The organism is Heyndrickxia sp. MSNUG (assembly GCF_049532715.1).
Lineage (GTDB): Bacteria > Bacillota > Bacilli > Bacillales > Cytobacillaceae > Mesobacillus.
Genome location: NZ_CP150978.1, coordinates 606,305 through 629,958 on the forward strand (window position 1 = coordinate 606,305; position 23,654 = coordinate 629,958).

Genomic DNA, 23,654 nt, shown 5'->3' on the forward strand with positions numbered 1-23,654 from the left:
TCGTTATTATTCCAAATCAAATTTCACTTATGACACTTTCAATGCATCGTACCAATCAATTAATATCCAGTTCATCCTTTTTCGCAGACTGAATATTCGAGATTGAGAGGGAGCCCGATTAATCTCCCTTTATTAATTGATTTCGGTCGTCGGTTTGAGGAGGTTCCTCCATCCAGGAGTTTTTGATCATGATGTTGGCACCGTCTTCCGCGTATAATGCGACTTCAGGGATTAATGAAGCATAAAGCAGGGCAAGATCTCTTCTCGGGCTCCCAGCCATCGACGTACCATAGTTTCCAATTCCAGCAGCGTTCATTGAGGCAACATGAAACATCATTAACTTATCTGAAAAAATAGGTTCAGTTGAGTCAGATAGAGCGGAATCCCAAATCATTGGAGCTGGGAGATCTTCTTTTTTTAATTTATCGCTGAATAAATCAATATGTTTTTGAGCGATTTGTTTGCCGCGCATCAGATATTGTTTGACTTCTTTCTTTTGCGCGGTTTGAGCAAATCCGATGATGATTGTCTTTCCAATTGCGTTTGTTTGGATATTGTTGAACAGCATGGTAATCTCATGAACGGTTAAGGGTCTTACATCTCCTAACAATCCAGCTAAAAATTTCTGTCTTTGAACAAAATCCACTTTATCCGGAAGCGTTACATATGGAGACTTTATATATGTACCTTGCTTTAACATCAAACTTCTTGTTAAGTCCTGTAAACCAATTGCTGTTTGACTGACGTTTTTAAAAAAGTCCACAACATCTGGTCTCGTTACAAAACCTAAAGATACACTGCCAGCAGCCATACCAAGGACTGACATGTTTCTTAAGTACATTAAAACAAAAGTGTCTGAGAATAATTTTGGAGCATCTGAATGAACATCCTGTTCAGTAAACCCAACTGGTACAGGGAATTTTTCCATTTTGAAAAATTCCGTTAAGAAACTAATATTCTTTTTGGAAGCATTCAGTGCAAATTCGAGAATCGGACGAACTTCCTCATCCTCTACCTTTTCTAAAAAATGCTGAATCATGCATATTGAAACAGTATCGTTGATGAATTGAGTCCATAACACTGAAATCTCAGCAGAAGTGAGGCGGATCTTTGACTTATTTTCCATGCAATACACCTACTTATTCTAATCTGTATATTAGCTTTCCACATTTTTGTATTTTTATTATGGGGACGTATCTAATGCTTCTGTTTACTAAAAGGATTTAATGTCATTTTGCTGAACCACAGTCATCAAAAGGAGCAAAGGGTACGTCCCTTTGTTCCGTCGTGCGGATCCCAAGTTACCAAAAGGAGAAAAACAGACGATTCATGAGTACCATCCTTACCCGACCGTGTGACCCGCTAAAATGAGAAGCATTGGGTACGTCCCCCAGCTTCTGTGGTTTCCCCCTGCTTCTGGAAATAGCTGAAAATAGCTTATGAGAGGGGTTTTTGGTATATTTGATTGATAGGTTAGTAGTTACTTATTTGGCAGGAAAGCGGGAGAGATGATGGGTTTTAAAAGGAAGCAGTATGTCGGTTTGGGGCTGACGGTGTTCTTTTTGTTCCTCTTGTTGTTTACGATTCTTGTGATGATGAATTCGATCCGGGAGAATATGCTTGAGATTGTGCAAGACCGGTATTTTAAGGTGAGTGAGGTCACGGATATTCGACAGCAGCTTTACCAGAAGGATCGGGATCTTGTTCGTATCATCACGAATGATCAGGAAGAGGCTGAGTTCAAGAAGGATGCTTCAAGTGGGGTAGATATAGGCCAGCGTTTAATCGAGGTGGAGGCCCTTCTGAACAAGGATAAATCCAAAGTCCTGATTTCTGAAGTGAAGGAAACATATAAAGAATATACAGCCATGGAGCGCGAAATTTATAACAGGCTGGAGAATGGCGCGAGTCCTGATGAATTGCAGGAGATTTATCGAGATGAAATGGCTAACAGGGATTTATTGTTCAGCAAGATTGATGAATTCAAGGAATTCCAGGAATCGCTTATGCAAGATGCATTGGCTGAATCAACTGGCACATATAACAATTTAGTAAAAGCGCTGATTGGCTTAATTGTATTGGCGATTATCCTGATCGCAGGCGTCATGCTTTGGGTGATCAGGAGTACGGTTGGAACGATCAATTCCTTTACGGATGCGATAAAAAATGTCGATTACGATGATTTATCCGACATTCCTAGAATGGACGACGGAGTCAAGGGTGAGTTCGGAGAGATTGCCAGAGTCTATAATGCGATGGCAACTTCGATCGAGGACCTTACGGTTAAGGAACAGAAATACAATGAGGAAATCATGGAGCAGAACTGGATTGAATCCAATTCGGCTGACATCGTGAAGCTCTACAGCAGGCATGTGAATGTTTCATCCCTTGCCGAGAATTTCATTAAGAAGCTGACCCCTCTAATGGGCGGTAATTTGGGAGCCTTTTACCTGAAGGATGAATCGGAAGGCAAGCCTCTTTTTAAAAAAGCAGCGGTTTATGCGGATCATCAAGGAACGGCAGGAAGAGATTATTTTGCAGTGGGTGAAGGTCTCGCAGGCCAGTGTGCTTCGGAAAAAAGAACCATCCTACTTGATGAAGTACCGGCTGATTTCAGAGTGATTTCCACAGGACTTGGAGAGGCTGCACCGAAAAGCATCATTATGGCGCCGGTCATGATGAAGGATGAAGTCATTGCAGTAGTAGAAATCGGAAGCTTTAACATGTTCAGCACAGGCAGCCAAAAGCTGCTTGAGAATGTCCTTGAAACACTAGGGATCGGAATCACGAATATTATTGGTCGGATGGAAGTCGAACGTCTGCTGCTTGAATCCCAGGCTCAGACAGAAGAGCTTCAGGCCCAGTCAGAGGAGCTTCAGTCGCAATCTGAGGAACTGCAGGCGCAATCAGAAGAATTGCAAATGCAGACAGAAGAGCTGCGGATGATGAACGAGCAGCTCGAGGAACGTTCTCGCGATGCAGAGCTGAAGTCAGAAGAGCTTCAGGCTGCTAAGGAAGATCTCGAACAGAAGGCGATGGAGCTTCAACAAAGCTCTACGTACAAATCGGAGTTCCTCGCGAATATGTCTCATGAACTCCGGACGCCGCTGAACAGTATTTTGCTGCTGTCAGAAATGATGCTCGACGACCAGGAGCATGCGCTGTCGGAAGAACAGAAGGAGTTCTCGAGAGTCATCCATTCGTCAGGGCAGGATTTGTTGAATCTGATCAATGATATCCTCGACCTATCCAAGGTGGAGGCGGGGAAGCTCGAAGTCAATTTTGAAGAGGTATTCCTGACTGAATTCGCGGACCGTCTGGAACGTCAATTCACGCAGGTGGCAAAGAATAAGAATATTGATTTTTACGTCAGCGTGTCTGACAATATCACGCCGATCATTTATACAGATGAACAGCGTCTGCAGCAGGTAGTGAAGAATCTGCTGTCCAACGCGTTCAAATTCACGGACAAAGGCTCCGTATCGATTAGAATTGAGAAGGCGGATGAACGTGAAACAATGGGCTGTCCGTTAGCCGGCCATTCCGATACATGGGTGAAGTTTTCCGTGACCGATTCAGGCATCGGCATTCCAAGAGAGAAGCAGCAAATGATCTTCGAAGCCTTCCAGCAAGTGGATGGCGCGATCATGAGGAAGTATGGTGGCACCGGCTTGGGTCTGTCCATCTCCAGAGAGTTCTCCCAGCTGCTGGGTGGTTTGTGTAAGGTGGAAAGCCAGGAAGGCAAGGGAAGTACGTTTACAGTGATCATCCCGAACCTGCCGCAGGGCTATCCTTCGATGAACGAGTTCGAGGTGCACAACCAGGTGGCTGCAGCTATGGAACAATCCGAAGTGGCAGCTGGGTATGAACCGATTTTACCAGAAGTGCCGATGGCGGAAGAACAAGGATTGAATGCTGGAAATGCAGCGAATGCGGGAGAATCTGCGGACCCTGCACCGGCTGGAAAAACGACGGTCCTTACTGGTAAAACGGTCATCGTAACAGACGACGATCACCGCAACATTTTTACCTTGAAAAATGCCCTGCAAAAGGAAGGCATGAACGTCATCACGGCAGAAAATGGAGTCCAATGCCTTGAAAAGATGAACGAACTCGATCAGGTCGACATCATTTTAATGGACATTATGATGCCAATCATGGATGGTTATGAAACGATCAGGAAGATCAGGACGATGGAAGAAAATAGCGAGACGCCGATCATCGCGCTGACAGCGAAGGCGATGAAAGGTGACCGTGATAAATGCCTCGACGCTGGCGCCAATGATTATATCAGCAAGCCAATGAAGCTCGACCAGCTGCTTTCGGCGATGCGGGTTTGGCTGTCATAGGACATGCTGGATCAGAATGGAAGAGGGATGAAGTTGAATAAGGAAGACTTAGAGCTCGAATTGCTTTTGCTCGCCATCTACCGTCTGTCAGGCTATGATTTCCGGAATTATATGCGCTCTTCGATCATGAGAAGAGTCCAATCCCGGATGAATGTGGAAAAACTGACAAGCATCACAAGCCTTACGGAGAAGATTATCCATGATGAAAGGGTCCTGTCGGATATCCTGAAGGATTTTTCCATCAATGTAACCGAGATGTTCAGGGACCCGGACTTTTTTAAAGCGCTGCGTGAAGAAGTGATCCCGCTGTTAAAGGCCCTTCCGGAAATCCGCATCTGGCATGCTGGGTGCTCGACTGGCGAGGAAGTGTACTCGATGGCGATTTTAATCGAGGAAGAGGGGCTGGCCGACCGGACGAAGATTTATGCGACGGATATGAATGAAACCGTCCTGAAAAAAGCACAGACAGGGACGATGCCGCTCAACAAAATGCAGTCATATACGAAAAACTATATTTCTGCAGGTGGGAAGAAATCTTTCTCTGAGTATTATAGTGCTGATAGTCAAGCCGCCCATTTGAATGATTCGCTGAAGAAAAATATGGTGTTTGCTCAGCATAATTTAGTGACCGATGGTTCTCTCAATGAGTTCCATCTCATCATTTGCCGCAATGTCCTGATTTACTTTAATCAGCAGCTGCAGCAGCAAGTGTTTCGCCTGTTCGATGCAAGTCTAAGCGATGGCGGTTTCCTCGGTCTCGGCACAAAGGAATCGGCCCGCACGGATCAGGGCTTCCTGGAAGCATTCAATACAAAAGAAAAGATTTACCGAAAAAAAAGCAGAAATCCTGTTGTTTAGGATTTCTGCTTTTTTAATTCATATGTTTAAGTCGCTTGAATCTACAAGATTAAGTCGCCTGGATCAGCACGATGCACATATCGTCTGTTCCTGCTTCTTTTTGCTCAGGTGTCAGGATTAAATCGAGCGGTTCGGCGTCTTTTCCACATTCTAATAGCGTATGAGAAATGCTTTTTAAAAATTCTGTGCCGGTCTGTTCGTATTTATCAATCGCTTCATGGACGCCGTCCGTACAGATGAGGAGCTGAAGAGATTGGGAATAAGTAATCGTCTTTTTGTCTGTTTGGATGTCCGGGAAAAAGCCGACCGCGCATGTGTTGCTTTTCAGATCGACAACATGGCTGCCATCGATTAAGGCATGTCCGGTAGGGTGCCCGGCGTTTATGTACTCGATTTTTCGCTGGGAGGTATCCAGCATGATATAAATCGCTGTGAAATAATATGGTATTTTTTGATTGTGCTGATTCAGGGAGTTCATCCATCTGTTCAGTTCCCCAATTACATATTCCGGATCCGGATTCGAACGGATCGCGTCACGAAGTACTGAGGAGATGAACATGCAGACAAGTGAAGAAGATATCCCGTGTCCCATCATGTCCAGCTGGATCGCCGCATAACGGTCTTCATCAATTTTATGCCAATAATAGAGATCCCCTGCAAGCTTGAAAGCCGGAAGGTAGGAGGCCTTGATCAGCAGATTGTCCTTATATACCGGTTCACTAAGCAAGCTTGTCTGCACTTGCATCGAAAGCTCTAGCTCATTGACGATTTTCTCTTCCTGCTTCTTATGCCAGTCTTTTTCATATTTCAGCCTTAGAGCCACCCTGATTCGCGCCAGCAGCTCGGTTTTATTGATCGGCTTCATCAAATAATCCATCCCGCCAGCATCAAGTGCTTCAACGACCTTGGCAGAATCCTCCAAAGCCGTAACAAATATGACAGGGATGTCCTTTATATGGGGAATTTGCTGAAGCCGCCTGCATGCATCGATTCCGTCCACCTCAGGCATCATGATGTCCATCAGAATAACATCGACCTGCTCTGCGACGATGTAAGGATTGTCCGATTCCAGGTACCCAAACAGATCATGTGCTGAAGTAAATGAAAGAAGGTCTGTATAGCCAGCCCTATTCAAAAGTTTTTCAATCACAAATAAATTTGCTTCATTGTCATCAACAATCAAAATCCCCATTATGTAATACCCCTCTATCTCTAATTCAACTACTCACTTAAATTAAATAACATATTTATATACCCTACAAGAAATTGGCTTAAACCTTTTTTTACAAGAAACATGGCGGGTGAACGTGGGGACGGTTCTTGTGTTCTTGTTTAAGGGTTGTTGGACCGGTAACGAGGGGAGGAATTGTTAGACCGTTGTTCCAATAGATTCATTGGATCGGTGGAGAACGGAAAAGCATTAGACCATTGTTCCAATAAGGTTCATTGGAACAGTGCAGAGCGGAAAAGCGTCAGACCATTGTTCCAATAGGGTTCATTGGAACAGTGCAGAGCGGAAAAGCCTCAGGCTATTGTTCCAATAAGGGCCATTGGAACAGTGCAGAGCGGAAAAGCCTCAGATCATTGTTCCAATAAGGGCCATTGGAACAGTGAAGAGCGGAAAAGCATCAGACCATTGTTCCAATAAGGGCCATTGGAACAGTGAAGAGCGGAAAAGCATCAGACCATTGTTCCAATAAGGTTCATTGGAATAGTGTAGAGCGGAAAAGCGTCAGACCATTGTTCCAATAGGGTTCATTGGAACAGTGAAGAGCGGAAAAGTCTCAGGCTATTGTTCCAATAAGGGTCATTGGAACAGTGCAGAGCGGAAAAGCCTCAGATCATTGTTCCAATAAGGGCCATTGGAACAATGCAGAGCGGAAAAGCGTCAGATCATTGTTCCAATAATGGTCATTGGAACAGTGCAGAACTGAAAAGTGTCAGATCATTGTTCCAAAAAAAGTACATTAGCACAATCCGAAGTCAACAAAACGTCCATCCACTGCTCAAATAAACAAATTGATTCGCGAGAACCGTTCCAACATTCTGAACAACCGCTCATTTTGTAAGGATATTCCATTGGAAACCGGGGCTTTTTACCCGATATATATGGATATAAGTGTAAAAAAAATTAAAACTATGAAATTGGTTTGGATGGATTGGTGGTTTTTAAATGCGGGCTGATTTAAGTGGCAGTTTTAATATAGGTGTATATAAATCGTTGTTTGAATACAATCATGATGCTTGTTATGCAGTGGATCTGGATGGGAATTTTATTTTATTCAATGAAGAGGCTGTGGCTATTACGGGTTATTCGCCACAAGAAGCTTTTGGGATGAATTTTGTTTCGATCATTCATGAGGATTATCTGGAGGATACGATTGAGCACTTTCGGCGGGTAACAGGTGGGGTTCGCGAGCGGTTCGAAACGGTGATTGTAAAAAAGAACAGCGGCGAGCGGGCCGATATACTCCTGACTGTTGTTCCGATTACGGCTGAAGGTAAAATCATTGGAGCGGTAGGATGTGCTCAGGATGTCACGAAACAGAAGGAGCTTGAGGCGCTGTTAAGCGGACAGAATCGGATTTTGGAGATGATCGCGAAGGGGGCTTCATTTCGGGAAGTTCTGAACAATATCATTCTATGGATCGAGAGGTTCATGAATGGGGCACGCTGCTCGATAATGATTGCCGATCAAGAAGGGAACAGGCTTGTGCATGGTTCGTCGCCAAGCCTGCCGGATGAGTATAATGCAGCTGTAAATGGCATCCCGATTGGACCAACAGTAGGTTCCTGTGGGACGGCTGCGTATTTAAGGCGTTCCGTTACCGTTACGGATATTGGAACAGATCCTTTATGGGCAGATTATCGGGATTTAGCGTTATCCTGCGGTTTAAAGGCCTGCTGGTCATCTCCACTTTTTGATGTTGATCAACGAGTAATCGGGACGTTTGGTCTGTATTATGACCATTCAAGCTCTCCGCGTGAAAAAGATATGCAAACAATCCAAAAAGCAACGGACCTTACAAGTTTGGCTATCCAGCATTACCGGGCAAAAGAGAAAATCAACTTCATGGCCTATCATGATGCATTGACCGGACTGCCAAATCGAAGGTTCTTTGACCAGAGAGTCCAAGAGGCGCTTGGTGAAACGAAGGTTAATGCAGGTGAAAAGCTTTGCTTAATGTTCCTCGATCTGGATCGTTTTAAAATCGTCAACGATTCTTTCGGCCATATGATGGGAGATAAGCTTTTAAAATATGTTTCTCAAAAGCTGAAAAACTGTATTGGCCAGGAAGTTCTCATTTCGAGACAGGGAGGGGATGAGTTTGCCATCCTCCTGGAGCATACAACGCGGGAAGAAGCAGAAGCGATTGCCCAGCGGATCCTTAAATCCATGTCTGAAGTCTTTTTAGTTGATGGAACAGAAATTTACATGACAACCAGTGTAGGAATGAGTTTTTTCCCAGATGACGGGGAAGAGCTGGGTGTTTTGTTAAGCAAAGCAGATGTAGCAATGTATCAAGCGAAGAAGCAAGGCAGAAACAATTATCAAACCTATGATATTATGCTTGATAAGAAGTCGCTTGAAAAACTGCAGATTGAAAATGAATTGAGAAAAGCACTGGGGCGAAATGAATTTGAGCTGCACTACCAGCCGATCTTCAATTTATGCACGAACAAAATGATTGGAGCAGAGGCATTGCTGCGCTGGAAGAATGAAAAGTGCGGAAATGTGCCACCTCAGAAATTCATCCCGATAGCCGAAGAAACGGGTTTGATCGTGCCAATTGGAGAATGGGTATTAAAGACGGCGCTGCTTCAGCTTAAGCGCTGGCGTTCAAGCGGGCTGGAGCCATTAACAATTTCGGTGAATTTATCGATCCGCCAATTTTATCAGCCGAATCTCATTCAAATGATTCGTGAGGCGCTGGATGAAACGGGAGTCAATCCCCAGTGCTTGACGATTGAAGTTACGGAAAGTATGACCATGGATGTCGAATCCGCAAGCTTCATTCTTCATGAGTTAAAAAAGCTTGGAGTAAATATCTCGATCGATGATTTTGGAACAGGCTACAGCTCACTGAACTATCTGAAGAGATTACCTATTGATTATTTAAAAATCGACCGCTCCTTCATTCAGGATATCGCTCAAAATAAAAGTGACGAAAACATCGCGACCACCATCATCCTGATGGCCCATAACCTGGGACTATCCGTCATCGCCGAAGGAGTCGAGACAGAAGAACAACTGGCGCTCTTGAAACAGCACCGCTGCAACGAAGCACAAGGATACCTATTCAGCAAACCAGTCCCTGCAGAACAATTCCCGACACATGGATGAACATGGGGACGGTTCTCGTGCTCCTTTTGGGAGCACAAGAACCGTCCCCGATACCCCGTATGTTATTGATTTACATTTTGTTATCAGGTAGTATTAGGATACTAATTGACGGAAGGGTGACCAAGGGGCGATGATCAAATAATCCTTTTTGAGAAAATTTTTCGTAATAGGAATTTGATACGAGCATTTTCTGGATAGGATTAGTCTTGCCTTTTGGGAACAAATTTTTGTAATAGAACTTCCTTTTACAGGTGTGTTCTGTTCTTTTGTTATCAAAATGAAGCTTCCTGTCCAGAAATGGAATAGGAGGTTTTTTTTATGTCAGAAGTAGCAAGTGAACAAAAATTGGGCATGGGTGCATTGTTTCAAAATCAGGTAATCAGGACGATATTACTATCCGTGTTATTTCTTCAGATTGGGATTTGGGTACGGAACTATTCAATCCTTTTATATGTAATTGAAAAAACAAATGAAAATCCGGTTGCGGTTTCGATGATTTCGGTAGCGGAGTTCGCGCCGATTTTCCTGTTTTCTTTTATCGGCGGGACGTTTGCTGACAGATGGCGGCCGAAACGGACGATGATCTGGTGTGATTTGTTAAGTGCGGTATCTGTGTTTGTCGTGCTGATTACCTTGTTTTTTGGCAGCTGGAAAGTGATTTTCTTTGCGACCCTCGTGTCGTCAATCCTTTCACAGTTTTCACAGCCCGCGGGGATGAAGCTATTTAAGCTGCATGTACCGGCTGAGCTTGTCCAGATGGGTATGTCTATGTACCAGACGGTTTTTGCCTTATTTATGATCCTGGGTCCGGTGCTTGGAACGTTTGTATACGAGCAATTTGGCATTATGGCAGCAGTTGCTGTCATGGGAGTCGCGTTTGTATGCTCGGCAGCTGTCCTGCTGATGCTGCCGGCAGACCAGATAACGTTTGAAGAAAAGCGTGAAACATCCTTGATGGAGGAAATGAAGGATGGCTTCCGCTACGTATTGAACAGCAAGCACTTAACCTTGCTTGGCGGAACGTTTATGGCGGCAGGCCTAGCGATTGGTTTAACACAGCCGCTTGGAGTATTTTTAATAACCGAAAGACTTGATTTGCCTAAGGAAAATCTTCAATGGCTGATGGCGGCATTTGGAATCGGGATGATTCTCGGCGGCGGTATTACCGTGGGGATATCAAGAAAAGTATCACCGCAAATCCTGCTGGCGATCGGCTTGACTGCAAGCGCGATTGGCTTTATAGGAATGGGGATGTCCACGGCTTTCTGGCTGACCTTGACCGCACAGTTTTTCTCAGGCTTGTTCATGCCGTGCATCCATATTGGAATCAACACAATGATCCTGCAAAATACCGAAGAGGCCTTCATCGGAAGGGTCAATGGCATTCTGAATCCGGTCTTCATGGGAGCCATGATCATCACCATGTCAGCGTCAGGATGGATTAAATCACATTTATCTATCGTGTATATGTATGAAGCTTCCGCCGTATTGCTGCTGGTCGGAATTGTGGTGCTGCTGCCTTTGATGAAAAAAGAAGCACCAGCCGCTCAGTTAAAGGGTGAAATATAATTTTGAGGCGTACGGATATTGATCTGTACGTCTTTTTTTGTTCTCTTGCTGGATATTTTACATGATCTGTACACCTTTTTTGTACCACCGCTGAATATTCTACTTGTTTTTTAAAATTGTGCTGAAACGCCTGCAAGGAAAGTTCGTCTAATCTTGCAGGAGGGATTATGATGAAAAAATGGTGGATTTTAGGAAGTGTCTTGATTTTAGCGATTGCGGGATTGGCTTTCGTTTCTTTTTCCAAATTGAAGGTTGTAAATGCATGGGAGGGGGACGAGAAGCCGATTGTATTGACGAATAAGGTGTGGAAGGTTCAATTTTCCGAGAAAATCTCAGAAAAGAGCCTGAATCCGAGCCTCGTTTATGTCACGAATGACAAAGGCGAGAAACAGGAGAATACCTTAACCCTGAGTGACGATCAAAAATCCATCTATATCAATCCCCCGGAAAACGGGTACGATCCTCGTTCGGAACTTTACACGCTTCATTTTAAAAAAGGAATTGAATCTGAACTGGGGAGAAACTTGCTCACCTCTCACTCGATGCAATTTATCGTAAAGGAAAGTCTGCCTGTTGTTGGCTCACAGGAAAAGCTGGCAGGTTATTTTGAAGAAATTTTGAAGGAACAAAAGAAGGCCCGGCGCTGGTTTGAGGAAACAGCTACGAAAGATGGTGCCAAGAGTGATACTTCTGCCGAAGCAGATAAATCCACATCTGCGAATGATGTCTCGGAAACAAATGTACAGGTTCAAGGAGTGGATGAGGCCGATATCGTAAAAACAGACGGAAAGCACATTTTCCAGGCTGAACAAAATAAGGTCCGGATTATCAAAGCAAACGCTGGCGGGCAGATGGGACTGCTCGCTACGATTGCATACAAGGAATCCTTTACGCCAAACCAGCTTTTTCTAGAGGGAGATCAATTGGTGGTCATCGGCTATCAATACCACAATTTTCAAAGATCCTATGAGGAGATTGCGAAAGATACAAAGATTGCCCCGATGATGCAGTCGACAAAAGTCATTATTTACAATGTGAAAAATCCTGCAAAACCTGCGCAGATAAGAGAGATTGAGCTGGAAGGATCCTATGTCTCTTCGAGGAAGGTGGAGGGTGTCGTTTATTTGATATCCAATCACTATCCGGATTTTTGGCTGCTGGAGAAAAACCCTGAGATCGATATCCGCCCCAAATACTCGGATTCTGCAGTTGGGGGAAAGGAAAAAAAGGTCAGCTATGATCAAATTCGCTATTTCCCTGATTCACGGGAACCTAACTATACGATGATCGCCGCGTTCGATCTTGCCAAGCCTGAAAAAGAAGCCGCGATCACTACGTATTTGGGGTGCGGAAATCAAATCTATATGTCAAAGGAAAATCTCTATCTCGCCGTCCAGAACCAAACCGAACAGCCGATGGATGAAAGAGGCATCATCGCGCCAGATACCGATATCCACAAATTCACGATCAACGGCACGAAGGTGAGTCATCATAGTTCAACGACGGTACCAGGAATGGTTCTAAATCAGTTCTCAATGGATGAGCACAACGACTATTTCCGGCTTGTGACGACCAAAGGGTACGCATGGGATGAATCAAAGCCGTCTTCCAACCATCTCTATATTTTAGATAAAAATCTTAAGCTTGCCGGTAAAATTGAAGGGCTTGCGCGAGGGGAGAGGATTTACTCCGCAAGGTTCATGGGCGATCGCATCTATATGGTCACCTTCAAGGAAACAGACCCGCTGTTTGTGATCGAAGCAAGCGATCCTAGAAATCCGAAGGTCCTTGGTGAATTAAAGATCCCGGGCTTCAGCAATTACCTCCACCCATATGATGAAAATCATATTATCGGGTTTGGGCAGGATACAATGATCGTCGCCGATAAGGGAACCAATTCTGGAACGCGCATTCTCACTAATGGAGTCAAGATTTCGCTGTTCGATGTGAGCAACATGTCCAATCCAAAGGAGAAATTCACGGAAATCATCGGTGGAAGAGGAACTTACTCCCCGCTGAATTATGACCATAAGGCCCTGCTTTTTAATAAAAAGAAGAACCTGTTCGCCTTCCCGATTACCGTCTATCAAAATAGTGACAAAAATGAATACGAACAAATCTTTGAATATCAGGGTGCCTATATCTACAACATTGACCCTGCAACAGGATTTAAGCTGAAGTCAAAAATCACCCATATCAACGGACAAATGCCTGTCTATGAGGAATACGACAGCAGCATCCAGCGGCTGCTCTATATTGGTGACACCCTGTACGCCCTGTCACCAAGTAAAATCACAAGCTATGATTTGAAAACGAACGTGAAGCTTGGGGAGCTGGGGCTTGGTGGGGGGATAAACAAATAATACTTTGATAGAGAGGATCCTTTCGGCAGGATCTTCTCTTTCTATTTATTTAGTCATTTCCATGACCGTTTACTCGGTGTGGTTCATTAGATGGAACATTGGCATAGTTGAAGGTTTCCATGCAGGAACTGCTGGGATGCATACTTAGTTCAATAAAGATCAATGACAGCATCTTAATAACCGGTGAGATTACTAAACTCCCATTGAAATGCTCTAATCAACTATGGAACTAATGAAGTTACAAATGATATATTCCAACCAATCCTATTGGAACAACATGTGAGGTGAGGCTGTTTCAATGTTCCAATAGCCCTTATTGGAACAACGTGTGAGTTGAAATGGCTGTTTCAATGTTCCAATAGCCTTTATTGGAACAACGTGTGAGTTGAAATGGCTGTTTCAATGTTCCAATAGCCCTTATTGGAACATCGTGTGAGGTGAAATGTCTGTTTCAATGTTCCAATAGCCCATATTGGAACATCGTGTGAGGTGAAATGCCTGTTTCAATGTTCCAATAGCCCATATTGGAACATCGTGTGAGGTGAAATGTCTGTTTCAATGTTCCAATAGCCCTTATTGGACCAACGTGTGAGGTGAAATGTCTGTTTCAATGTTCCAATAGCCTTTATTGGAACAACGTGTGAGGTTATTAGACTGTTTCAATGTCCCAATGGCCTTTATTGGTACACCGAGTCCGCAAAGATTCTATAATCGATGAGATTAATCCACAATAGCTGTCCTTTGGGAAAACAAATGAAACATTTCACAATTAACAAAGTTGTTGAAAAGTCATGTCAAAAGCTTGAAGCTTGTCTGAAAGCCATTGTTTGAAATGCTCTTATCTAGCAAAATGATCTCGTAGTCACAATAAATAGATATAGAGGTGGACAACATGTGTGAAAATTGCAGTCGGGAAAATGTAATGAAAGCAGCAGTTGTAAAAGAATTTAAACAAGAGCTTTCCATCGAGAATGTAACCATTCCTCAAGTTGGAAAGAATGATATTTTAGTAAAAATAAAGGCTTGCGGCGTTTGCCATACTGATTTGCATGCGGCACATGGTGATTGGCCGGTGAAGCCTACATTGCCGCTTATTCCAGGTCACGAAGGGGTAGGGGAAATTGTCGAGGTAGGCGAGGGCATTACTCATCTGAAAGTGGGCGACCGTGTTGGTGTGCCATGGTTATATTCTGCATGTGGTCAATGTGAATACTGCTTAACAGGCCGTGAAACGCTGTGCCACCAGCAGCATAATGCAGGTTATTCTGTAAACGGCGGATACGCAGAATACTGTCTGGCAGATGCTCGATATGTTGTGAAAGTTCCTGATGAATTAGACTATGTGGAAGCAGCACCGATCTTCTGTGCTGGTGTTACAACTTATAAAGCGTTAAAGGTTGGGGAAGCGAAGCCAGGTGAATGGGTTGCGATCTACGGTATCGGCGGATTGGGACACGTTGCTGTTCAATACGCTAAGGCAATGGGCTTTAAGGTAGTCGCGGTTGATACTTTTGATGAAAAGCTTCAATTAGCTAAGGATTTAGGAGCGGACTTAACCGTCAACCCTAAAGAAGAAAATTCTGCCGAGTTCATCCAGCGTGAAGTTGGCGGCGTACAGGCATCTATTTGTACAGCTGTGTCAAAACGCGCCTTCGGGGAAGCGTACAGTGCCGTGAAACGCGGCGGAAAATGCGTAGCTGTAGGGCTGCCGCCAGAAGTGATGGAAGTACCGATTTTTGATACAGTCCTTAATGGGATCAGCATCGTAGGATCCATCGTAGGAACAAGGAAAGACCTGCAGGAAGCGCTCCAGTTTGCTGCAGATGGCAAAGTAAAAACAATCGTAGAAACAGCAACACTTGATGAAATCAACACAGTATTCGACGATCTAGAACAAGGAAAAATCAACGGCCGGATTGTCATCAAGTTCGAAGAATAAGAGGGGCAGATTCATTGGAACCACCCGTGTCCGCAAATTTAATCAAACGTTTGATTAAATTGTAAAAATGCTTTAGGAACACGAGAACCGTCCCCATGTTCCAAAAAAAGGTCAGTCCCTAATTTAGGGACTGACCTTTCCTGTTATACGAACAAGCTTAACAATAGGATGAATCCTAATCCTGCTACGGAAATGATAGTTTCGAGCAGTGTCCATGTTGCGAATGTTTCTTTCATGCTTAGGCCGAAGTATTCTTTGAACATCCAGAAGCCTGCGTCGTTTACGTGGGAAGCGATCAAGCTTCCTGCGCCTGTTGCCAGTACGACTAGTGCAAGGTTAACGTCTGTCTGGCCAAGCATTGGAATGACTAATCCTGCAGTTGTTAAAGCTGCAACTGTGGCAGATCCAAGCGAGATACGCAGGATAGCTGCGATGATCCAGGCAAGCAGGATTGGTGATAATGAAGTTCCTTTGAATAGTTCAGCTACATAGTCACCTACGCCGCCGTCGATCAAGACTTGCTTGAAGGCACCGCCGCCGCCGATGATCAAAAGCATCATGCCGATGTGTGAGATGGCTGTAGTACATGAGTCCATAACTGTTTTGATCGGAATTTTACGAGCAAGGCCCATTGTGTAGATGGCTACCAGCAATGAGATCAGCATCGCTGTTCCTGCTTCTCCGATGAAGCGGATTCCCATAAGTAAACTATTATCTTCAAAACCTAGTGTTTTTTGAAGCAACGTGATGATTGTTGCGATAGACATTAAGATTACAGGTAAAAGTGCTGTGAAAACGCTGATTCCGAAACCAGGTGTTTCTTCAAGCTTGAATGTTTTTTGCTCACCTAGAGAAGCGATATTTCCTGTTTTGTTGAAAGATTCTGGTACAAGTTTTTTCGCAAGTTTCGTGAAAACTGGTCCAGCCAGGAATACAGTTGGAATGGCAATGATGAAACCATAAAGCAATACTTCACCAATGTTTGCACCGTACTCACCAGCGATTACTGTTGGTCCTGGGTGAGGAGGCAGGAAGCCGTGTGTTACGGATAACGCGGCAGTCATTGGAATACCAAGGTATAAAATAGAAATCTTCAATTCTTTTGAAATTGCGAATACGATTGGAATTAATAGAACTAAACCTACTTCGAAGAATAGAGCAACACCGATAATGAATGAAGCAGCAACGACAGCCCATTGAATGTTCTTTTCACCGAATTTGTTTACGAGTGTCATAGCGATCCGCTGGGCACCGCCTGAATCTGCGATCAATTTACCAAGCATCGCGCCAAGTCCGAAGATTAACGCCAGGTGGCCAAGCGTTCCGCCCAAACCAGCTTCAATTGTTTTAACGATGACATCTAAAGGCATTCCAAGTGCTAAAGCTACACCGAATGAAACGATAATTAATGAAACGAATGTGTTAAGCTTTAAGCCCATAATGAGTAAAAGTAAAGCTAAGATACCAATTGCAACAATTACCAATGGCATTGTCATTTCCCCCTAATTGTATTTATTATATTTTTCCCGCAAGAAGCGGGGCATTCCCCTTGTAAAATAAAGCGCTAACATTTCTTAGTAAGGGGATAAAAATTATCCCCAGAGGGAAGCTTATTTGATCAAGCTTCTCTGATAGTTTGCGATTCTTGAATAATCTTTTTCCAAAGCTCTGGATAAGCTGATGAAGATTGGAACCAGTTGCCTGTATTCTTTAGCAGCATCTTCATTAGGTGTGTGTTTGTGAGTGCTGCCGATCATGTCAGAGACGACCTCGAATGAATCGATTTTTCCTGTTGCATACAGCCCCAAAATACAAGCGCCCAAGCATGAGCTTTCATAGCTTTCAGGTACGACCACGTCTGTGTCGAATATATCGGACATCATTTGGCGCCACACTTCTGATCGTGCGAACCCGCCTGTTGCTTGGATTCGCGTCACTGGCTCTTTCATCGCTTCCGTTAGTGCTAAAAATACTGTATATAAGTTGAAAATAACTCCCTCAAGTGCTGCGCGAATCATATGCTCTTTTTTATGAGACATCGTCAGTCCGAAGAATGATCCTCGTACATCCGGGTTCCATAATGGTGCACGCTCGCCGGCAAGGTAAGGGTGGAATAGCAATCCCTCAGCTCCAGGTCTGACGCGTTCAGCAATTCTTGTTAAAACATCGTATGGATCGATGCCAAGCCGTTTGGCTGTTTCCACCTCGGAAGCTGCGAATTCATCACGGATCCAGCGAAGGACCATCCCGCCATTATTGACAGGGCCGCCGATGACCCAGTGTTTCTCGGTCAATGCGTAGCAGAAGATACGTCCCTTTGCATCAGTTTGCGGCTCGTCGATGATCGTGCGGATCGCGCCGCTTGTTCCGATGGTGACGGCAATTTCGCCTTTGCCGATCGCGTTGACACCAAGGTTTGAAAGGACCCCATCACTTGCGCCGATGACGAAAGGAGTTTGTGGATCAATCCCAATCTGCATCGCGACTTCCGGATTGCAGTTCGTAAAGATTTCTGTGGTTGGAACAAGCTTTGATAATTGATCGCTGCTGACTCCTGCAATTTTTAAGGCTTCTTCATCCCAATCAAGATTCTTGAGATTCATCATGCCCATCGCAGAGGCGAGAGAGTGATCGACGACATATTGATCAAAGATCTTTTTGAAGATGTATTCTTTGATTCCGATATATTTTTTCGCTTTAGAGGCGATTTCAGGACGTTCATTCACGATCCAGGCAATTTTGCTCAAAGGGGCCATCGGATGGATCGGCGTTCCTGTTCTTTTATAGATTTCATGCCCATTCAGTTCATCTTTGATTTTATGGGCCCATGCTTCACTGCGGTTATCCGCCCAGGTGATGCATGGCGTCAGCGGCTGGTCATTTTCATCAATGGCGATGACACTGTGCATCGCACTGCTGAAGGAAATGAAGCTCAGCTTTTTTTGAGAGTGATGCTTCGTGATTTTTGTGATGGCGGTTAATACTGCCATGTAAATCTCGTCAGGGTCTTGTTCTGCAGTTGAAATGTCCGGCGTGTAAAGCGGGTAGCCGATATTCTCCTGCTGGATGACTTCACCTTTTTCACTGAATAAAACAGCTTTTGTACTCGTTGTACCGATGTCGATCCCTAACATATAGCTAGTCATTTTTCTCAACTCCCCTGGAAAGCGTTTGCTGCGATATCCAAAGGTCTTCAACTTTACCTTGAACATCATCAAAATTTTGGTGTAAGGATTTGATCATCAGGTCGCGATTCTTCGTTTTGATGGCTTCAATGTATAGTTCATGATTATCGATAATGCGCTGGAAGTCTTCGTATTTTTCCTCGATCCGTGTGCGCATCGATAAAAGAATGAAAGCCTCCATTACAGGCTTCGTATTATCCCAGATCATCCTGATGTAGGAATGGTTGATGGCACGGATGATCGTTTCGTGGAATAAAATATCCTGCAAACTGAACTCGTCCGCATCCTTGTATTTGATGGCGATTTTCATCATCTCAAGGATTTTGCTAAGTTCCATTACCAGTTTAGTTGTATCTATTTTTATCAGTCGTTCAAAAACAAAAGATTCGATCAGCAAGCGGACATCATAAATCTCTTCGATATCCTTTTCAGTCAGGCCGATGACGACTGCACCCATTCGTTCAAGACGAATCAGATTTTCAGCGGAGAGAATTTTCAGCGCTTCACGGATCGGTGAACGGCTAACATTAAACTCAGCAGCAAGCTTATTTTCTGAGAGGATGGCACCGCTTTCAATCATGCCTGAAATAATCTGCATTCTCAGCTCGCTCGCAACACGGTCACCAGTCGAAGCCTTCGAAAGCCATTTTTGAGGATAAAGAAAATCCTTCTTTTCACTCATTTATTACACCTTCTTATTAATCAAGTATACTTGTATACAAGTATATTAAATCGGATTCAAAAAAAATGCAAGCGTTTTCTCGTGAAACATGGGGACGGTTCTCATGTTCCACTTTGGAACACGAGAACCGTCCCCATGTACCTATTTTGTTCTAAGTGTGGGGATATTATTTTAAAATGGTAGTGGATAGGGGGGCTTAGTTATGAGGGATTTAAATTTTTTATTTCGTCAGCGGATTGGGTTTTCTGAGGATGAGCGAATCACTTTGGATAACCTGGATAGTATTCTTGAGCGGACGGCGGCGGCTATTCCGTTTGAAAACCTTTGTGCAATTGCTGGGGATGACAGTGTCTTAAATGAAGATACTCTAATGGATAAAATTTTTAAGCGGAATGAAGGCGGGCTTTGCTACGAATTAAACGGCATCCTTTATCTCTTTTTAAAGGAAAATGGGCTTGATGTTCAACTAATTCGTGGGGCGGTGTATGTTTCGGAAAAAGCAACGTTCAGCCCAACAGGAAGTACACATGCGGCCATTATACTGACTCAGGATGGTGAGAGGTACATAGTGGATACTGGTTTCGGCGGGAATCTGCCCTTAAAGCCAGTTCCGATGGATGGAACAGAGGTCAGCACGCCAACTGGGGAGTTCCGGGTGGTAAAAGAGGATAGTCCGTATGGAGATTATTTTCTCGAAATGAAGCTGAAACAAAAGGACATGGAATGGAGAAAAGGGTATGCGCTGGATTCTTTGCATCCAGTCGAGAAGGTTGGCAGTTTAACGGAGGCGAAGAAAATCATCACGCAACACCCTCAGTCGCCTTTCAACAAGAAGCCGTTGCTCACAAGGGTGACTGCTGATGGAAACATGATCTTGACGGACACTAGTTTTACCTATTGGAAACACGGGCAGATGGTGAAAGAAGAAATTGGTGCTGGGAGATTTAAAGAGTTGGCTAGGGAACATTTTAAAATTTCGATTCATTAACTGCCAACTCGATTGTTTTTTTAAAAAAGGATCCAGCCGGATCTAAAAAAGAAGCATGAAAAAGTCAAAAGGCATCCATCGCATTGATGGATGCCTTATTTTAAGCTAATTTATTTCATTCCCAGTGCCTTTTTGGTGGCCGGTCCGACTACACCGTCGGCCTTAAGTTTTTTGGATTTTTGGAATTGCTTGACGGCTGCTTCTGTAGCCGATCCGAATATTCCGTCGATCCCCTTGGTGCTATAGCCTTTGTTTGTGAGGGTCTGTTGTAATTTCCTGACCTCACCACCCTTCATGCCCTTTTTCAGGACAGAGCTTGAAGGAACGGTGGACACTGGAACAGATGACTCGCCTGTAACCTTATAGCCGTTAGCGGCTGCAATGGAAGTGAAGGACTTATTCGTAGTAGTGATGATAACAGGAGTATTTACTTTTACCTGCTTAAAAAGCCATTCCACTTCGTCATCGTACATTCTGATGCACCCGGCACTCACATATCCGCCGATCGATTTAGGGTTATTGTTGCCGTGAATCGCATAAGTTGTTCCCCATGTCCCTTTCGCATTCAGCCCAAGCCATCTGTTGCCAAGAGGATTCCTTGGGTCGCCGCCAGGTATATTCCCGCTGTAATAAGGGCGATTTACAATTTTATTCACGATTTTGAACTTGCCCTCTGGCGTATAAGAAGGTTTTCGGCCAGTACCCACTTTGAACGTTTTGATCAATTTATTATTTTGATAAAAAGCCAGTTGATTGTTTGATTTATTGATAATAATAATATCCCCGCCTGCAGCCATTGCTGGTGCCTCAAAGAACACCATGGATACAAGAAGCATCATACAGATCATAATTTTTTTCATTTTCCATCCTCCTTGAGCTAAAAACTGTTTAACCTTTACAAGCACGACCCCTGGTGGCGTGCATGATTAAAAAGTTTTTACACTCTTATAAACGAAGTTTTTTCATAATAGTTACATAATTTACCCTTATTTGGTAAAAGTTTATTTCTTGTTTTTGTGACAAAAGAATTGTGTTTTTGTCGATATTTGGAATAAGTATGGATACTTTTTTACTAGCAGGACCTAATAAAAGATGAGCATCATTTAAGAGTTATGAATGTAAATGAAACCTTCCAGTCTAGTTAAACGTTAATATAAGTATCAATTTTGACAGGTGGAGGAAATGCATGGAGACTAGAGAGCAGTTGTTAAGTGAGCTGAGTGTGATTGAAAAGTGGGAGAAGGATCAGAAAGGGTTATGGTTTTGGGAGAAGCTGACCCGCCTGCCTTTTAAAATGCTGGACCGGTTTACGCCAAAGTTCATTCAGGAGAAAGTAGGAAGTTTGCTTGATGAGCTTGGCAGCTTTATTCAGAATGGCGGACAGTATTTGTCGAGTGAACAGTCGGTGTTCCAATTTATCGAAAAAAAGACCGGCCGTGAAATCAAAGAGCTGGCGGATCTTCAAGGTGTTCCTGTGGAGGAAATGAAGAAGGTGAGCCTTGAGTTGGGGGAACAGCGGAAGAAGGCTGCTACGATTCAGGGTGCAAGCACAGGCATCGGCGGTATTTTTACACTGGCGATTGATATACCGGCAGTTCTGGCCATTTCCTTAAAAACACTCCAGGAAATCGCGATGATTCATGGCTACGACCCGAAGGATAAGAAAGAAAGGGTATTTATCATTAAATGCCTGCAATACTCTTCCGCGGATGTCGTCGGGAAACAGGCGATTTTAAATGAGCTTTCCGATTTTAACAATGAAAACCGGTCCCGTGAAGTGATCTCACAGCTTCAAGGCTGGCGCGAGGTGACACTAGCCTACACAGAATCCTTCGGCTGGAAAAAGCTGCTCCAGATGGTGCCCGTAGCCGGGATTGTGTTTGGCGCATTTGCTAACAGATCGATGGTGAGTGATTTAGCAGAAACAGGGACGATGCTTTATCAGAAAAGAAGGATTTTGGAGCGGCTGGATAGGGATTCTGGGGAGAGATAATAATATGTAACGAAAATGACCAGGCTTGAGTGGTTCGCCTGGTCATTTTTCTAATTGTATTATGCACAACATTTCTCGCCTCAACCTGTTCAGTGGTGATGAGTGGTGTGGCGAGAACATGTTACATCGAATTTTCTCGCTCGAGTGGTTATTAGAAGACTTATTAGAACCGTACAACACGTTTGTTCACTTGCGAAAGGTCATAAGGAGCCTTGTTATGACTGTTCAACTCTTTTAGACTCACGAAAAAGGTCATAAGGAGCCTTATAATGACCGTTCAACTCGTTTATTTTCCCGCGAGTGGTCATAAGGAGGCTTATAATGAACGTTCAACTCTTTTAGACTTTCGTGAATGGTCATGAGCAGCCTTACGACAACAAGTCTTCTTTTTTTCTCGCGCGAGTGGTGATGAGAAGCACTCCGAGAAAAATCCTCACCCCGCCAATGGTCATCCAATCCCATTTGTATTTTTCAGAACAATTCTCCAGCCATCCGGGTCCGCAATGGTCACACCGGCTTTTTTCCAATAAGGGTTTTCTGGTTCGACTTCTGGATATCCCAAATTATATAGCCGTTTTACGATGGCATCGCGTGCGTCTTTGTCTGGAATATAGAAAACGAGTAGGTTATCTTCCGTTGGCGCAGGGCAAGGACTGCCGTTTTCATGCTGAGTGAATTCCAAGTGATATCCTACTTCAGGAAGCCCCAGCATCACTCCGTCATAGCCATCATGCTTTTCAAACCTCCCAACTACTTTCAGCCCAACACCATAACTGTAAAATTCAACTACCTTATCCAGTCGATCCGTCGGACGAGCAATTCTGAACTGAACAACAGGAAGCTTCTCAGACCATTTCTCTTTCATAACAGCACCTCCATCTCCTTCAAATACGTTGTTAGTTCCATTATATAGTTTGAACGACAACGATTAATCAATAATATGAATGAAAAAATCTCAGACTTTTGATGGAGGTGAGGGGGGCCATGGGAGGTTCTCCAAAGCAATATGAATCTGCGTTCACATAGAAAATGCCTGTCCTCATTATCAATTGAGGACAGGCACTTTTGTTTTATTTTACGATAGGCTCGGCATTAAATAGTTTCACATCAGCCGGGGCTGCCATGAATTGGGGAGCCTTTGTCATGAAGCTGGTGAAATGTTCAGCTTGATTATGATTCTGGACGGCATCCATGTCTTTCCATAATTCCACCATTGTAAATGAGCCGGCTTTTTCGCTGTCCTTTAAAAGGTCATAAGAAATATTGCCTTCTTCTGCTCTCGAATCTTCAACTAATGATTGGACTTCTTTGAGGAACTCGTTTTCCTGATCTGCTTTTACCTGAAAACCTGCATGTATAATAATCATGATTCATTTCTCCTCG

The 23,654-nt window shown here is 43.9% G+C and carries 16 protein-coding genes; 8 read left to right on the plus strand and 8 right to left on the minus strand.

The window, feature by feature from the left end; all coding sequences use genetic code 11:
• Positions 1-118: 118 nt before the first annotated feature.
• Positions 119-1,126, minus strand: coding sequence for a DUF3231 family protein (locus AABM38_RS03085; RefSeq protein WP_423409080.1), 1,008 nt, complete (start codon positions 1,124-1,126; stop codon positions 119-121).
• A gap of 382 nt (positions 1,127-1,508) precedes the next feature.
• Here AABM38_RS03085 and AABM38_RS03090 point away from each other — a divergent pair, with 382 nt between their 5' ends.
• The gene (locus tag AABM38_RS03090; RefSeq protein ID WP_423409081.1) at positions 1,509-4,349 is read left to right on the plus strand and encodes an ATP-binding protein; all 2,841 of its coding nucleotides are present in this window, start codon (positions 1,509-1,511) and stop codon (positions 4,347-4,349) included.
• 27 nt (positions 4,350-4,376) lie between these two features.
• On the plus strand, positions 4,377-5,207 hold the full coding sequence (locus tag AABM38_RS03095) for a CheR family methyltransferase (RefSeq protein ID WP_423409082.1): 831 nt from the start codon (positions 4,377-4,379) through the stop codon (positions 5,205-5,207).
• Between the two features lie 49 nt (positions 5,208-5,256).
• On the opposite strand, the gene AABM38_RS03100 is transcribed toward AABM38_RS03095, so the two are convergent.
• Complete coding sequence (locus tag AABM38_RS03100; protein ID WP_423409083.1) at positions 5,257-6,399, minus strand: PP2C family protein-serine/threonine phosphatase; 1,143 nt, start codon at positions 6,397-6,399, stop codon at positions 5,257-5,259.
• A gap of 981 nt (positions 6,400-7,380) precedes the next feature.
• On the opposite strand from AABM38_RS03100, the gene AABM38_RS03105 reads away from it, so the two are divergent.
• From AABM38_RS03105 to adhP, 4 genes are all read left to right on the plus strand, one after another.
• The gene (locus AABM38_RS03105; RefSeq protein WP_423409084.1) at positions 7,381-9,552 is read left to right on the plus strand and encodes an EAL domain-containing protein; all 2,172 of its coding nucleotides are present in this window, start codon (positions 7,381-7,383) and stop codon (positions 9,550-9,552) included.
• A gap of 318 nt (positions 9,553-9,870) precedes the next feature.
• Complete coding sequence (locus AABM38_RS03110) at positions 9,871-11,121, plus strand: MFS transporter (RefSeq protein ID WP_423409085.1); 1,251 nt, start codon at positions 9,871-9,873, stop codon at positions 11,119-11,121.
• 167 nt (positions 11,122-11,288) lie between these two features.
• Entirely contained in the window at positions 11,289-13,484 is a 2,196-nt protein-coding gene (locus AABM38_RS03115) for a beta-propeller domain-containing protein (protein WP_423409086.1), read from the plus strand.
• A 922-nt stretch (positions 13,485-14,406) separates the two neighbouring features.
• Positions 14,407-15,423 carry an alcohol dehydrogenase AdhP gene (gene adhP / locus AABM38_RS03120; protein WP_423410634.1) on the plus strand — a complete coding sequence of 339 codons (1,017 nt, stop codon included), beginning with the start codon at positions 14,407-14,409 and terminating at the stop codon, positions 15,421-15,423.
• Between the two features lie 143 nt (positions 15,424-15,566).
• Here the strand turns inward: adhP and AABM38_RS03125 are convergent, their stop codons facing one another.
• The 3 genes from AABM38_RS03125 to AABM38_RS03135 form a co-directional block, all read right to left on the minus strand.
• A complete protein-coding gene (locus tag AABM38_RS03125) occupies positions 15,567-16,913 on the minus strand; it encodes a GntP family permease (protein ID WP_423409087.1) in 1,347 nt (448 codons plus the stop codon).
• A 120-nt stretch (positions 16,914-17,033) separates the two neighbouring features.
• Positions 17,034-18,569 carry a gluconokinase gene (gene gntK, locus AABM38_RS03130; RefSeq protein ID WP_423409088.1) on the minus strand — a complete coding sequence of 512 codons (1,536 nt, stop codon included), beginning with the start codon at positions 18,567-18,569 and terminating at the stop codon, positions 17,034-17,036.
• Positions 18,562-19,290: a GntR family transcriptional regulator gene (locus tag AABM38_RS03135; protein WP_423409089.1), complete on the minus strand. Its 729-nt coding sequence runs from the start codon at positions 19,288-19,290 to the stop codon at positions 18,562-18,564. The genes gntK and AABM38_RS03135 overlap by 8 nt, the downstream gene beginning before the upstream one ends.
• A gap of 202 nt (positions 19,291-19,492) precedes the next feature.
• On the opposite strand from AABM38_RS03135, the gene AABM38_RS03140 reads away from it, so the two are divergent.
• Positions 19,493-20,278 carry an arylamine N-acetyltransferase family protein gene (locus AABM38_RS03140; protein WP_423409090.1) on the plus strand — a complete coding sequence of 262 codons (786 nt, stop codon included), beginning with the start codon at positions 19,493-19,495 and terminating at the stop codon, positions 20,276-20,278.
• Between the two features lie 110 nt (positions 20,279-20,388).
• Here the strand turns inward: AABM38_RS03140 and AABM38_RS03145 are convergent, their stop codons facing one another.
• Positions 20,389-21,138, minus strand: a complete 750-nt coding sequence (locus tag AABM38_RS03145; protein ID WP_423409091.1) for a L,D-transpeptidase family protein — start codon at positions 21,136-21,138, stop codon at positions 20,389-20,391.
• A 326-nt stretch (positions 21,139-21,464) separates the two neighbouring features.
• Between AABM38_RS03145 and AABM38_RS03150 the strand changes: the two genes are divergently transcribed.
• Entirely contained in the window at positions 21,465-22,271 is an 807-nt protein-coding gene (locus AABM38_RS03150; protein ID WP_423409092.1) for an EcsC family protein, read from the plus strand.
• A gap of 448 nt (positions 22,272-22,719) precedes the next feature.
• Here AABM38_RS03150 and AABM38_RS03155 read toward each other — a convergent pair whose 3' ends face one another.
• Both AABM38_RS03155 and AABM38_RS03160 read right to left on the minus strand, forming a co-directional pair.
• On the minus strand, positions 22,720-23,136 hold the full coding sequence (locus AABM38_RS03155) for a VOC family protein (protein ID WP_423409093.1): 417 nt from the start codon (positions 23,134-23,136) through the stop codon (positions 22,720-22,722).
• A gap of 205 nt (positions 23,137-23,341) precedes the next feature.
• Entirely contained in the window at positions 23,342-23,638 is a 297-nt protein-coding gene (locus tag AABM38_RS03160) for a putative quinol monooxygenase (protein ID WP_423409094.1), read from the minus strand.
• Positions 23,639-23,654: the final 16 nt, after the last annotated feature.